At 70.7% G+C, this 12,390-nt stretch carries 13 protein-coding genes; 4 read left to right on the forward strand and 9 right to left on the reverse strand.

The window, feature by feature from the left end:
• Window positions 1–85 precede the first annotated feature (85 nt).
• Both ABD327_RS13190 and ABD327_RS13195 read left to right on the forward strand, forming a co-directional pair.
• The gene (locus ABD327_RS13190) at window positions 86–577 is read left to right on the forward strand and encodes a hypothetical protein (RefSeq protein ID WP_344450624.1); all 492 of its coding nucleotides are present in this window, start codon (window positions 86–88) and stop codon (window positions 575–577) included.
• 197 nt (window positions 578–774) lie between these two features.
• A complete protein-coding gene (locus ABD327_RS13195) occupies window positions 775–2,046 on the forward strand; it encodes a citrate synthase (protein WP_344450625.1) in 1,272 nt (423 codons plus the stop codon).
• A 62-nt stretch (window positions 2,047–2,108) separates the two neighbouring features.
• Here ABD327_RS13195 and ABD327_RS13200 read toward each other — a convergent pair whose 3' ends face one another.
• A complete protein-coding gene (locus tag ABD327_RS13200) occupies window positions 2,109–2,534 on the reverse strand; it encodes a limonene-1,2-epoxide hydrolase family protein (protein ID WP_344450626.1) in 426 nt (141 codons plus the stop codon).
• A gap of 336 nt (window positions 2,535–2,870) precedes the next feature.
• Between ABD327_RS13200 and glnII the strand changes: the two genes are divergently transcribed.
• On the forward strand, window positions 2,871–3,887 hold the full coding sequence (gene glnII / locus ABD327_RS13205) for a glutamine synthetase GlnII (protein WP_344450627.1): 1,017 nt from the start codon (window positions 2,871–2,873) through the stop codon (window positions 3,885–3,887).
• A 105-nt stretch (window positions 3,888–3,992) separates the two neighbouring features.
• Here glnII and ABD327_RS13210 read toward each other — a convergent pair whose 3' ends face one another.
• Both ABD327_RS13210 and ABD327_RS13215 read right to left on the reverse strand, forming a co-directional pair.
• Complete coding sequence (locus tag ABD327_RS13210) at window positions 3,993–4,211, reverse strand: hypothetical protein (RefSeq protein ID WP_344450628.1); 219 nt, start codon at window positions 4,209–4,211, stop codon at window positions 3,993–3,995.
• Between the two features lie 60 nt (window positions 4,212–4,271).
• Window positions 4,272–5,918, reverse strand: coding sequence for a serine/threonine-protein kinase (locus tag ABD327_RS13215; RefSeq protein WP_344450629.1), 1,647 nt, complete (start codon window positions 5,916–5,918; stop codon window positions 4,272–4,274).
• A gap of 89 nt (window positions 5,919–6,007) precedes the next feature.
• Between ABD327_RS13215 and ABD327_RS13220 the strand changes: the two genes are divergently transcribed.
• A complete protein-coding gene (locus ABD327_RS13220; RefSeq protein WP_344450630.1) occupies window positions 6,008–6,631 on the forward strand; it encodes a pyridoxamine 5'-phosphate oxidase family protein in 624 nt (207 codons plus the stop codon).
• On the opposite strand, the gene ABD327_RS13225 is transcribed toward ABD327_RS13220, so the two are convergent.
• The 6 genes from ABD327_RS13225 to ABD327_RS13250 form a co-directional block, all read right to left on the reverse strand.
• Window positions 6,619–7,278, reverse strand: a complete 660-nt coding sequence (locus tag ABD327_RS13225; protein WP_344450631.1) for a GNAT family N-acetyltransferase — start codon at window positions 7,276–7,278, stop codon at window positions 6,619–6,621. The genes ABD327_RS13220 and ABD327_RS13225 overlap by 13 nt on opposite strands.
• A gap of 114 nt (window positions 7,279–7,392) precedes the next feature.
• Window positions 7,393–8,652 carry an ABC transporter substrate-binding protein gene (locus tag ABD327_RS13230; protein WP_344450632.1) on the reverse strand — a complete coding sequence of 420 codons (1,260 nt, stop codon included), beginning with the start codon at window positions 8,650–8,652 and terminating at the stop codon, window positions 7,393–7,395.
• Complete coding sequence (locus ABD327_RS13235) at window positions 8,649–9,677, reverse strand: branched-chain amino acid ABC transporter permease (protein ID WP_344450975.1); 1,029 nt, start codon at window positions 9,675–9,677, stop codon at window positions 8,649–8,651. Before ABD327_RS13235 ends, ABD327_RS13230 begins: the two co-directional genes overlap by 4 nt.
• Before the next feature lie 112 nt (window positions 9,678–9,789).
• The gene (locus ABD327_RS13240) at window positions 9,790–10,680 is read right to left on the reverse strand and encodes a branched-chain amino acid ABC transporter permease (protein WP_344450633.1); all 891 of its coding nucleotides are present in this window, start codon (window positions 10,678–10,680) and stop codon (window positions 9,790–9,792) included.
• Complete coding sequence (locus ABD327_RS13245) at window positions 10,677–11,483, reverse strand: ABC transporter ATP-binding protein (protein ID WP_344450634.1); 807 nt, start codon at window positions 11,481–11,483, stop codon at window positions 10,677–10,679. The genes ABD327_RS13240 and ABD327_RS13245 overlap by 4 nt, the downstream gene beginning before the upstream one ends.
• Window positions 11,480–12,334 carry an ABC transporter ATP-binding protein gene (locus ABD327_RS13250; RefSeq protein ID WP_344450635.1) on the reverse strand — a complete coding sequence of 285 codons (855 nt, stop codon included), beginning with the start codon at window positions 12,332–12,334 and terminating at the stop codon, window positions 11,480–11,482. The genes ABD327_RS13245 and ABD327_RS13250 overlap by 4 nt, the downstream gene beginning before the upstream one ends.
• Window positions 12,335–12,390: the final 56 nt, after the last annotated feature.

Here is a 12,390-nt window from a genome sequence, read left to right on the forward strand (position 1 = left end):
AGACGGCCACGGTTGAACAGGGAGTCACCAACGAACGGCCGTCAGTGTTTACCCGCGTCCCCCGCGGCGTCGAGGAGGTCCCGCCATGGAAACCACCATCCGCATGGTCTGCCTGGAGTGCAGTTCGCCCCTGGCCTTCACCGAGACCTGGGTGGACGGCGAACTGGGCACCCTGCTCTTCGAGCACCCCCTGCGCCCCGGGAGCGGCTGGGACCACGACCCGCTGCCCGCCCTGGCGGACCCGGAGGACCACGACGGGAAGCACTGCGACTGCTGCGGGATCGCGGCGCCGCGCCCCGAGGGCTTCGTCAACACCTGGACCGTCGACCCGGACCGCCCGGTCAGGGTCCGGATCGGCGACCGCACCTTCGACTACTCCTCGCCGTGGTCGGTCTGCGCCGCCTGCTCGGCCGCGATCGCCGACGACGACCTGAGGCTGCTGCTGATGCGCAATTCCGAGTACGGCGGCCTTCCCGAGTCCTGCACCCCGGAGCAGCGCGAGGCGGGCCTGTCCCTGGCCCGGGAGCTCCTGCTGGCCTTCCTTGCCGCGCGCCCCCGTATCAAGGCCGTTTTTTAAGCGCCTGTAAGCATTGAGTTACCATGCTGTGAAGTAGGTCACCCTACCCGCGTGTAAACCCTTATGGCTCAGGCGTTTACGCTTCCGCAGGGGTGTCCCCCGGTAGGCCGGCCGACAAGCACACGGCAGACTGGAAAGCCCTGCAGGACGGGTCCGACCAGACGGACACCGACGGATTATGGGAGAGCGGGAGAACAATGGCCGATTTCGGGCTTGACCACAAAGGCGGGCGGCTGCCCCTCGAGGTGACCGAGGCCACCGAGGGCCCCGGAGGCCTGGGCATCAGCAAACTCCTGAGCGAGACCGGGTACGTCACCCTCGACCCCGGCTTCGTCAACACCGCCTCCTGCGCGTCCGCGGTCACCTACATCGACGGTGACGCCGGCATCCTGCGCTACCGGGGCTACCCCATCGAGGAACTCGCCGAGAAGTCCTCCTTCCTCGAGGTCTCCTACCTCCTGATCAACGGCGAACTGCCGACGCCGGAGCAGCTGTCGGCCTTCTCCGAGCAGATCCAGGGCGAGACCCTGCTGCACGAGCGCTTCAGGTCGTTCTTCGCCGGCTTCCCCAGCTCCGCGCACCCCATGGCGGTCTCCTCCTCGGCGGTCAACGCCCTGGCCACCTACCACCCCGACACCCTGGACCCGTTCGACCCCGCGCAGGTCGAGCGCGCCACCGCCCTGCTCATGGCCAAGCTGCCGACGATCGCCGCCTACGCCTACAAGACGGCCCAGGGGCAGCCGCTGCTGTACCCGGACAGCTCGCTGGGCTACGTCGAGAACTTCATGCGGATGACCTTCGGGCTGCCCACCGGCGCCTACGAGGTGGACCCCGAGGTCGTCAAGATCCTCGACATGCTGTTCATCCTGCACGCCGACCACGAGCAGAACTGCTCCACCTCGACCGTGCGCATGGTCGGCTCCTCCAACGCCAACCTGTACTCCTCGGTCTCCGCGGGCATCAACGCCCTGTGGGGCCCGCTGCACGGCGGCGCCAACCAGGCCGTCCTGGAGATGCTGGAGAAGATCCACGCCGACGGCGGCGACGTCGCCTCGTTCGTGAACAAGGTCAAGAACAAGGAAGACGGCGTGAAGCTCATGGGCTTCGGGCACCGCGTCTACCGCAACTACGACCCGCGCGCCGCGGTCGTGAAGAAGGCGACCCGCAAGGTGCTCGACACCCTGGGCGTCTCCGACCCGCTGCTCGACCTCGCCATGCAGCTCGAGGAGGTCGCCCTCGCCGACGACTACTTCGTGCAGCGCAAGCTCTACCCGAACGTCGACTTCTACACCGGCGTGATCTACAAGGCGCTGGGCTTCCCGGTGAACGCCTTCACCGTGCTGTTCGCGATCGGCCGGCTCCCCGGCTGGATCGCCCAGTGGCGCGAGATGATCAACGACCCGGCGACCAAGATCGGCCGTCCGCGCCAGGTCTACGTCGGCTCGCCCGAGCGCCACTACCCGGCGTAAGGCTTTCGCGAAGAAGGTCCGCTCCCCTCGGGGGAGCGGACCTTCTCGCGTCGGCGCGGAGGTCAGGCGCGCGCCGTCCTCCCCGCCCGGCGGGGGCGCAGCATTCCGACGAGCCCGCGCAGGCTCGCGAGCAGCAGGGCGCCCCAGTCGAAGTAGTCCCGCCACAGGACGATCTTTCCGCCGCGCACCCGGAAGGTGCCGCACACCCAGAACTCCGCACGCCACCGGCCGCTCTCCAGCACGTCCGTCCGGACGGTCAGCACGGTGTCGCCGTCGGCGGAGATCTCGTGGATCCGCGCCTCGAAACCGGTGCCGTAACGCAGCATCAGCCTCAGCGTCTTCAGGGTCGCGGCCTTGCCGCGGGCGGGCGGCAGCGGGACGTTCTGGTACAGGACGCCGGGTCCGAGCAGTTCTCCGGCGGTCTCCAGGTCCAGTTCCTCCAGCGCGGCCAGGAAGTCCCTGACCACTTTCACGTTCTCGTCCGTCATCGGGCTCCCTCCGGGGACTCGTACGACACCGATCCTAAAAATCGGGTAATCCGGTAGGAATTGTTGACTACTTCGGGAGAGTGCGGATGCTCCCTCCGTGCCGGATGTTCGGCTGTTCCGCCCCTTGATCGCCGGAAGATCCTCCGGGTCCCCCGGGCCTCCGGAATTTTCTGTGGTCTATACCAAACCGTGTCCCGGCTAGGTCAGGGGGTCGGAGCGTTTCCGAGTTAACACCGGGTTTACACATGGGCAATGGACGCGAAATCGCGGCTCGGCAGTATCTCTCCTGCAGGCAACCCCGGCTTCACATCCCTCGCACACCACGCAAGGACTTCCATGAGTTTCAAGGCTGAGTACATCTGGATCGACGGCACCGAGCCCACCGCCCAGCTGCGGTCGAAGACTCGCATCCTTGCGGACGGTGCGGAGCTCCCGGTCTGGGGCTTCGACGGCTCCAGCACCAACCAGGCCAAGGGCACTTCGTCGGACTGCCAGCTCAAGCCGGTCTTCACCTGCCCGGACCCGCTGCGCGACCCCGCCAAGGACGTCCTGGTCCTGTGCGAGGTCCTCAACGTGGACGGCACCCCGCACGAGAGCAACACCCGCGCGCTGCTCACCCCGATCGCCGAGCAGTTCGCCGACCAGGAGTCCTGGTTCGGCATCGAGCAGGAATACACCCTGATCAAGGACGGCCGTCCGCTGGGCTTCCCCGAGAACGGCTTCCCCGCCCCGCAGGGCCCGTACTACTGCGCCGCCGGCGCCGACTACGTCTTCGGCCGCGACATCGTCGAGGAGCACCTGGACGCCTGCCTCACCGCCGGTCTGAAGGTCTCCGGCATCAACGCCGAGGTCATGCCCGGCCAGTGGGAGTTCCAGATCGGCCCGGCCGGCCCCGAAGAGGCCGCCGACCACATCTGGATCGCCCGCTACCTGTTCCTGCGCATCGGTGAGAAGTACGGCGTGCACTTCTCCATCGACCCCAAGCCGGTCAAGGGCGACTGGAACGGCGCGGGCGCGCACACCAACTTCTCCACCAAGGCCATGCGCGAGGGCTACGACCCCATCATCACCGCCTGCGAGGCGCTGGGCGAGAAGTTCCTCGAGCACGTCAGGGCCTACGGCGACGGCGTCGAGGACCGCCTCACCGGCGCCCACGAGACCGCCCCGTGGAGCGAGTTCTCCTACGGCGTCTCCAACCGCGCCGCCTCCATCCGCCTGCCCTGGCAGGTCGAGATCGAGCGCTCCGGTTACCTGGAGGACCGCCGTCCGAACGCCAACATGGACCCGTACGTCGTCACCCGCATGATCGTCAACACCTGCTGCACCGCCCTGGAGAAGGCCGGCCAGGTCTGATCCGCGGGGCCCTGAGGCCCGCCGGTCACGGTTGTCGCCGGAGACCCCCTGTCCCCCCGGGCAGGGGGTCTCCGCATTCCCGGAGGTGAATCCGGGAGCAGGGGGTCAGCGGGCGGGACGCGCCCGCGGGACCCCGGATTCGGGACGCAGGACCCGGTCCATCTGCGCGGTGAGCTCCTCGGCCCCCCGGCGGCGCCGGTCGAGTTCGGAGCCGTCGCGGGTCCAGGAGTCCCTGGCGGTCGGCACGGTCTCCAGCAGATCGGACAGCAACGACGCGAGCACCGCGGCGCGCTGCCGATCGCTCCAGTCACTGGGATCGCTCACAGTGAGCACTATCTCACGCAGTGGCGCGGCGCGCAGGCGATCCCCGCGATCGCGGAGGGGTCAGCTGCAGTTGGCCCAAGGAGCGGACGCGCTGCCGGAGGGCCCGCCGCCCGCGAACCTCACGCAGGTGCCCTTCGCCTTCAGGTAGACCGGGCCCGCGTAGTACTGGTAGGAGCCCCGGTCGGCGGCGCTCTTGCGGTCGGACTTGCGGACGAGCCGGGCGAAGACGTTCGTCTTCCGGTCCAGGTCGGTGGTCTTCAGGGTGACGACGCAGTTGAAGCCGGCCGCGTTGTAGAGCTGGACCGTTCTGCCACCGGGGAAGTCCCGGGAGCGCTGCACCTGGAACCCGCCGCCGTGACCGCCGCTGTCGCAGACCTGGACGGCGCCGTAGGGGTTGCGCTCGGCGCCCGGTTCCTCCGGAGGCGTCGTGGCGGCCGACGGCTTCTCCTCGTCGGGCGCGCCGGGGGTGGCCTTGGCGGTCGAGGTCGGCTCGGAGCCCTTGTCGGTCGGACGGGAGGAGTTCTTCGGGCCCGAGGGGGCGACGGAGGGCTCCTCGGGCTCGGGGACGCGACCGTCCAGCGGGGCGGAGCCGGCGCGCCGGTACTCGGTCTTCTCCTCTCCGCCGTCCTTGGTCACGGCCCAGCCGGTGACGCCGATGGCCAGCAGCAGGACGAGGAAGACGGCGATGGCGATGGTGGGCCTCCGCCCGGACAGCGCGTCGCTCTCACCCGGCGCCGGGCCGATCTCGAAGGGGTAGAGCTCACGCTCTCCCGGCTGCCCCGGCTGCCCCGGCTGCCCCGGCAGAGGTGCGGTGCGCGTCGCGGGGGACGTGGTGACACCGCGGCGCGGCCCGGCCGGCGGCAGCACGATCGGCGGCTGCGGCTGCGCCCCGGGGAGCCGCTGCGCGCCCGTGCCGCCCATCAGCGTCGCCTGCGCCTGCGCGGCGGTCGGCCGGGCCGCCGGGTCCTTGGCCAGGCAGGCCTGGACGACCTCGCGCAGCGGCATGGGCAGTGCGCCGGTCTCGGCCTCGGCGTGCACGATCCGGTAGAGCACCGAGCCGATCTCGTCGTTGCCGAACGGCGGCGTGCCGGTCGCGGCGAAGACCATGCAGGCGGCCCAGGAGAACAGGTCGGATGCCGCGGTGAGCTGGTGGCCGTTCAGCTGCTCCGGGGACATGTAGGCGGGGGTGCCGATGCTGTGGCTGTGGGAGGTGGTGTTCAGCGCCCGCGCGATGCCGAAGTCGATGACGCGCGGCCCGTCCGGGCCGATGAGCACGTTGTGCGGCTTGAGGTCGCGGTGGATGATCCCGGCCTGGTGGATCGCGGTGAGCGCGTTCAGGGTGCTGATCGCCAGCCGCTCCAGCGCGCCGTCCGTCCGGGGGCCCTCGGCCTGCACCTGCTCCTGGAGGGAGACTCCGGGGACGAACTCGCTGACGATGTAGGGCCGGTCGCCCTCCACGTCGGCGTCGAGGACCTGCGCGGTGCAGAACCGGGCGACCTGCTTGGCGACCTCCAGTTCGCGGACGAACCGGCCCCGGGCCTCGCCGTCCTCGGCGAACCTGGCGTGCAGCAGCTTGACCGCCACCCGCGTCCCGCCGCGCTCGCCGAGGTACACCGTGCCCTGGCCGCCCTCGCCGAGCACGCCCACCAGCGTGTACGACCCGATCGACGCGGGGTCGCCCGCGCGAAGCGGCCGGGTCTCCACCATGGTTCACTCCCGTCACAACAGCACGCAAAAGCAGTGGGGGCTACTTTAATGGAGTCGAGCCGGATAAACCGGTCTGCTTTGATGAGCCCATGACCGAGATCACGAGTGCCGCCGAACTCCGCGGGCTCCTGGGGGATCCGACGCCCCGGGCCGTGACCAAGGAGCGAGTCGAACTGCACCGGAGAGACCGGGAATGGATCGCCGCCGCGCCGTTCCTGGTCCTGGCCACCAGTGACGCCGAGGGAAACTGCGACGCCTCTCCCAAAGGCGATCCCGCCGGGAATTTCGTCCATGTCATCGACGAACGCACGCTGGCGATTCCGGAACGTCCCGGCAACAGGCGGGCGGACGGTTATCTCAACATTCTGGAGAACCCCCATGTGGGGCTGTTGTTCCTCATTCCCGGGCGGGGCGAGACCCTGCGCGTGAACGGCAGGGCGAGGCTGCTGCGCGACGCCCCCTACTTCGACCGGATGGTGGTGAAGGGGCACCGGCCCGTCCTGGCGATCGAGGTGGAGGTCGAGCAGGTCTTCTTCCACTGCGCCAAGGCCATGCTGCGCTCGGGCGTCTGGCGGCCCGAGACCTGGGAGCCCGACGCGCTGCCCCCCCACGCCCTCCTGGTCAAGGAGGTGCAGAAGGTCGCCGAGAGCGTGGAGGAGCTCACCGCCTACTACGCTCCCGAGAACTACGAGGCCAAGCTCTACCGCGACTGACCGTCCCCCGCCCCCAGGCCGAAGAACCGCAGGCAGGGCTCCAGGCCCTCGATCGCGACGCCGGTCCTCCGGTGGCCCAGCCAGCCCTCCCGGTCGAGGACGAACCGCAGCTCCTCGACCGGACGGCCCAGGACCGCCGAGCGGGTCGTCCCGTTCGGCCGGTAGCCGAGCTTGCGGGTGACGCCGAGGGACGAGGGGTTGTCGGTGTGCGCCCCGGTCGTCGCGAACCGGGCGCCCAGACCGGTGAAGGCCAGCTCCAGCACCGCCGCGCGCATCTCCGTGCCGAGCCCGCGGCCCTGGTGCCGCAGGCCGATCCACGAGCCCGAGGAGACCTCCCGGACGACGGCGAAGTCACGGCCCATGAGCTCTTGGATGCCGATCGCACGCCCGTCATGGACGACGGCCAAGGGGAGGTTCCAGTTCTCGGGCGTCCATTCGGCCAGCATCTTCCACTGGTGCTGAACCAGCCGTCCGCCGAGCTCTTCCCGAGGCGCGTGCGTCCAGGGAAAGGCGAAGGGCATCTCGTCGGGCGGGTGCACCCCGTCCACCGCGGCGTCGGCGAGCTCGTCCAGTTCCTTCGGACCGGGCAGCCGCAGCTCCAGACGGGGTGTGCGCAGCCGCAGCCCGAACAAAGGCCAGTGCTTCATACCTGACCATCCTGAGCGGCGCGGCGCACGGCTGTCATCTGGTTTTCGCCCCGGCACGGCGAAGGCCGGGCGGTCCGCCGCGAGACGGGCCGTCCGGCCTTACGGGAACGGGGGTCAGCCGACCTTGATCTCGTACTTCTTGGCGTTGTCCGAGGCGGAGGCCTCCTGGATGGTCTTCAGACCGCCCAGGGAGTCCTTGTCGGGCTGGAGGATGTTGGTGTCGCGCGACGGGGGCTGGCTCACGTCGGTGAAGTCCATCTTGCTGCCGAACCCGCCGTCCCACGCGTTCTGGGAGCGGTGCGCCGAGATGATGCCGTCGCGGGTGAGGTCCTTCTTCTCGCAGGCGAGCTTCAGGGCGTCACCGGTGATCGCGGCGGTGGTGAAGCCGGCCATCACGCCGTTGTCCAGGGTGGCGTCGGGGTACTTGGCCTTGTAGTCGGTGGCCAGCTTCTTCATGGCGTCCAGGTCCGCGCTCAGCGGGCTGGCGGCCTGCATGACCACGAAGTTCTTGACCAGGGCCGGGCCGACGGGGGTGTCCAGCAGCTGCGGGGCGTAGGAGGAGTTGCTGCCCAGGAACGGCACGTTCAGGCCCTGCGCGGCGGCCACGCCGACCGCGGAGGCGGTCTGCTTGGGGCTGACGGACAGCACGATGGCCTTGACGCCCTCGGACTTCATGGCCGCGACCTGCGAGGTCATGTCGGCGTCGGTGGCCTTGACCTTCTGCTCGACGACGGTCATGCCGTGCTGCTGGGCGGCGAAGGTGGAGCCGGCCAGGGAGTCGACGCCGTAGTCGCCCTCGACGTAGATGTGGCCGATCTTGTCGCCGGACTTCAGGCCGTGCGTCTTCACCGCGTAGTCGACGCCGTTGATGACGTCGACGGCGTAGGTGGTGCCGGTCATCTGGATCTGCTTGGCGCCCAGCATCTGCGGGGACCAGGCCAGCACCAGGGTCAGCGGCCCGTTCTTGGCGATGCGGTCCTGGACGGCGCCGACCGTCGCCGAGCCGATGAAGTGCGCGAACGCCGCGACCTTGGGCTCCAGCTCGGTGTAGGAGGCCACGCTCTTCTGCACGTCGTAGCCCATGTCGCGGACCTGCGGCTCGACCGTGCGCCCGCAGATGCCGCCGGCCTGGTTCACCTGCTCGAAGTACAGCTGGGCGCCCTGCGAGATGCTCTTGCCCAGCGGGGCGTAGGGGCCGGTCAGGTCGGTGATCATGCCGACGCCGATCGTCTTGTCGGTCACGCCGGGGCCGAGCTTGACGCCGTCGGCGCCGGTCTTGTCGCCGTTGTCGGCGCTCTTGTCGCTGCCGCAGGCGGCGAGCGCCAGCATCGCGGCGACGCCGAGCGCTCCGGCGCGCAGTCGGAACCCGTTCATGAGGAACTCCTTGTATCGCGGGGGTGGGGGAGTCTTCCGGCCAGGGAGGCGCGGATCCGGGAGGCCAGCCCGAGCAGGCCGCCCGGCAGGAACAGGACCACGGCGACGACCGCGGCGCCGTAGAGCACCCGGGCCGCCTCCGCGGGGGAGAAGCCGCTCTCGCCCGGCTGCGCGACCAGCGGCAGCGAGTCGCTGTAGCGGGTGAGCAGCTGGGGCAGGAGGGAGACGAAGAAGGCGCCGATGACGGCCCCGCCGACCGAGCCGAGGCCGCCGATCACGATCATGGCCAGGTAGTCGAGGGACAGCATCACGCCGAAGTACTCCGGCACGGCCCGCTGGAAGGACAGGGCCAGCATCACGCCGGCCAGGCCGCCGTACATGGAGGACAGGACGAACACGCCCGCCCGGTACCGCGCGACCGGGACGCCCATGACGCCGGCGGCCGTCTCGTGGTCGCGGATGGTGTTCATGGCGCGGCCGGGCCGGTCGCGCAGGACGCCGCGGGCGAACCAGGCGGAGAGCACCAGCAGCGCCGCCCCCAGGTACCACAGCCGTTCGGGCGCGCCGAAGGGGACGCCGAGGACGACGAGTTCGGTGTCGTCGGAGAAGCCGAAGCCGAGCAGCTCCAGCGGGGGCACCGCGCGCCCGTTGTACCCGCCGGTGACGGGCTCGGCGCTGAACAGCACGTGCTGGCCGAGGAAGATCAGGGCGAGGGTCGCGATGCCCAGGTAGGCGCCCTTGAGGCGGCCCGCGATCGGGCTGAAGACCCCGCCCGCCAGCCCGGTCAGGGCGATCGCCAGCACGGCGGCCAGCGGGGTGGGCAGGCCCAGGCCGCCGAGGTGGCCGTCGGGCTCGGAGGAGAAGTAGACGTAGCCGTACGCGCCGACCGCCAGGAAGAAGGCGTGGCCCATGGACAGCTGCCCGGTCGCGCCGGTCAGCAGGTTGATGCCGATCGCGCCCACCGCGGCGGACATCGCGAACATCCCGGCCGTCAGCCAGAAGGCGTCGAGGTAGAAGGGGATCATGATCGTGACGACGGCGACGGCCGCCCAGGCGAGCACCCGGACGAGGGACGCTCCGGCCGGGAGTGCTCGGGGCGCGGGCCGCTCGGACGGGGGCTTCTTGGACACGGAGGTCTCAGACACGGGTCAGCTCCCTCGTTCCGAAGAGGCCGGCCGGACGGATGAGCAGCACGAGCAGCATGACCAGGAAGGGCGCGACGTCCCCGATGCCCCGGCCGAGGAAGGCCAGGTCGCCCTGGTAGCCGCTCATCAGCGCCTCGGTGACGCCGATGAGCAGCCCGCCGACGAGCGCTCCGGTGGTGGAGTCCAGCCCGCCGAGGATCGCGGCGGGGAACGCCTTGAGCGCCACCAGGCCGGTCGCCTTGTCCATGCCGGGGGTGGGGAAGACGGCCAGGAACAGCGCGGCGACGGCGGCGAGCGCCCCCGCCACGGCCCAGGCGCTCATCGAGATCCGGCCGAGCCGCACGCCCATGAGCGCGGCGGTCTCGCCGTCCTCGGCGGCGGCCCGCATCGCCACGCCCCAGCCGGTGTGCTTGAACGCCAGCAGGAACGCGGTGATCAGCACCAGGGCCACGAGCAGGGCGGCGATGCGGGTCTGCGCGATGGAGACCGGTCCGAGGTGCACGACCCGGTCGCCCCAGGGGTCGCCCATCGCCAGCACGTCCGTGCCGATGTGCCGGGCGATCTCGGTGGCCAGGACGATGTCGACGCCGATGGTGGCGATCGCCAGCACGCTGTGGTCGGGGGCCTTGGAGCGCCGGATCACCAGGAACTCCACCAGGCAGCCGACCAGGGCCGCTCCGGCGATGCCCGCGGCCAGCGCGGGCCAGAAGCCGATCTGGCCGTGCAGCTTGGCGATGACGAAGCCGCCCGCCAGCAGGAGCGAGGCGTGCGCGAAGTTCACGACCTCGCTGGCCTTGAAGATGATGACGAACCCGAGGGCGATGAGCGCGTACACCGCTCCCATCGAGACGCCGTTCAGCAGGAGTTCGGCGAAGGTGGTCACACTTGCTCCTCGTCGTGTGCGGCGGGCTGCTCCGCGGCGGCGCCGAGGTAGGCCCGGATGACCTCGGGGTCGCGCTGGACCTCGGCGGGGGTGCCGCCGGCGATGCGCCTGCCGAAGTCGAGGACGGTGACGGCGTCGGCGAGGCGCATCACCATGCCCATGTCGTGCTCGACCAGCAGCAGCGAGATGCCCAGGTCCTCGCGGATGGCGGAGATGAGGGCGGCCATCTCGCGGCGCTCCCCGCCGTTCATGCCGGCGACGGGCTCGTCGAGCAGCAGCAGCCTCGGCTCCATGCACAGGGCGCGGGCGAGCTCCACCCGCTTCTGCACGCCGTAGGGCAGCAGCCCGACCGGGACGGGCAGCCGTCCGGCCAGCCCGACGAACGCGGCGATCTCGGCGACCCGCTCGGAGTGGAGGGCCCTCTCGCGCCGGGCGGCCGGCAGGCGCAGGCCCGCGGACACGAAACCGGTGCGGGTCAGCCGGTGCCGTCCCAGCATCAGGTTGTCGGCGACCGAAAGGTGCGGGGACAGCGCGATGTTCTGGAAGGTGCGGGCCACGCCGAGGGCCGCGATCTCGTGCGTGGGCAGCTTCGTGAGCTCGGCGCCGCCGAACCGCAGGCTGCCCGAGGACGCCCTGTAGACGCCCGACAGCACGTTGAAGCAGGTGGACTTGCCCGCGCCGTTGGGGCCGATGACGGCGTGGATCGAGCCGGGCTCGACGGTGAAGCCCACCGAGTCCAGGGCGACGAGTCCGGAGAACCGGACGGTCACGTCGCGGACCTCCAGCGGGGGAGGGGCGCTCATGCCGACCACCTCGTCAGGACGGGCCGCTCGGCGGGCGCGGACCCTTCGGCGCCGGGCTCCTCGTCGACCTCGCCGAGGTAGCGGCGGCGCACCTCGTCGCTGGCGGCCAGCTCGTCGGCCGGCCCGGACATGACGACCTCGCCGACCTCCAGCACGTAGGCGTGGGAGGCCAGGGACAGGGCCATCGCGGCGTTCTGCTCGACCAGCAGCACCGTGGTGCCCTCGGAGTTGATCCGCCGGACGGTGTCGGCGATCCGGGCGGACATCAGCGGGGCCAGGCCGAGGGTCGGCTCGTCCAGCAGCAGTACCCGGGGCCGGGCCATGAGCGCCCGTCCGATCGCGAGCATCTGCTGCTCGCCGCCCGACAGCAGCCCGGCGCGCTGCCCGGCGCGTTCGGCCAGCACCGGGAACAGCTCCAGGACGTGCTCGCGCGCGGCGGCCGCGGCCTTGCGGCCCCGGACGCCCAGCGTCCCGGCGCGGAGGTTCTCCGCGACGGTCATGCGGCCGAAGACCCGCCGCCCCTCCGGCACCTGGGTGATGCCGCGCGCCACCACGGCGGGGGCGTCCAGTCCCGACAGCCGGGCTCCGGCGTACTCCACCGAGCCCGAGGGGACGGATCCGCGGTGGAAGCGCAGGGTGCCGGAGATCGCGCGCAGCAGCGTCGACTTGCCCGCTCCGTTGGAACCGAGCACGGCGACGACCGAGCCCTGAGGCACCTCGAGTGAAACTCCGTTCAGCGCCTGGACCGGCCCGTAGGAGACCCGCAGATCCCGCACGCGCAGCCCGCCGCCCTCGGACGTCTCCGTCTCGGGAACCGGACGGTCGGGGGGAAGAGGGTCGTCGGCGGCCATGGTGCTCCTCTTACTCCAGGGGTGTGATGGGAAACACAAATCCCCCGGACCGGTGA

The organism is Actinocorallia aurantiaca (genome assembly GCF_039533685.1).
Lineage (GTDB): Bacteria > Actinomycetota > Actinomycetes > Streptosporangiales > Streptosporangiaceae > Actinocorallia > Actinocorallia aurantiaca.

Bases quoted from the DNA above. Each gene is read 5' to 3' on its own strand.
- ABD327_RS13190 (WP_344450624.1), top strand. From the start codon at position 86: ATGGAAACCACCATCCGCATGGTCTGCCTGGAGTGCAGTTCGCCCCTG.
- ABD327_RS13195 (WP_344450625.1), top strand. From the start codon at position 775: ATGGCCGATTTCGGGCTTGACCACAAAGGCGGGCGGCTGCCCCTCGAG.
- ABD327_RS13200 (WP_344450626.1), bottom strand. From the start codon at position 2,534: ATGACGGACGAGAACGTGAAAGTGGTCAGGGACTTCCTGGCCGCGCTG.
- glnII (WP_344450627.1), top strand. From the start codon at position 2,871: ATGAGTTTCAAGGCTGAGTACATCTGGATCGACGGCACCGAGCCCACC.
- ABD327_RS13215 (WP_344450629.1), bottom strand. From the start codon at position 5,918: ATGGTGGAGACCCGGCCGCTTCGCGCGGGCGACCCCGCGTCGATCGGG.
- ABD327_RS13220 (WP_344450630.1), top strand. From the start codon at position 6,008: ATGACCGAGATCACGAGTGCCGCCGAACTCCGCGGGCTCCTGGGGGAT.
- ABD327_RS13225 (WP_344450631.1), bottom strand. From the start codon at position 7,278: ATGAAGCACTGGCCTTTGTTCGGGCTGCGGCTGCGCACACCCCGTCTG.
- ABD327_RS13230 (WP_344450632.1), bottom strand. From the start codon at position 8,652: ATGAACGGGTTCCGACTGCGCGCCGGAGCGCTCGGCGTCGCCGCGATG.
- ABD327_RS13235 (WP_344450975.1), bottom strand. From the start codon at position 9,677: ATGATCCCCTTCTACCTCGACGCCTTCTGGCTGACGGCCGGGATGTTC.
- ABD327_RS13245 (WP_344450634.1), bottom strand. From the start codon at position 11,483: ATGAGCGCCCCTCCCCCGCTGGAGGTCCGCGACGTGACCGTCCGGTTC.
- ABD327_RS13250 (WP_344450635.1), bottom strand. From the start codon at position 12,334: ATGGCCGCCGACGACCCTCTTCCCCCCGACCGTCCGGTTCCCGAGACG.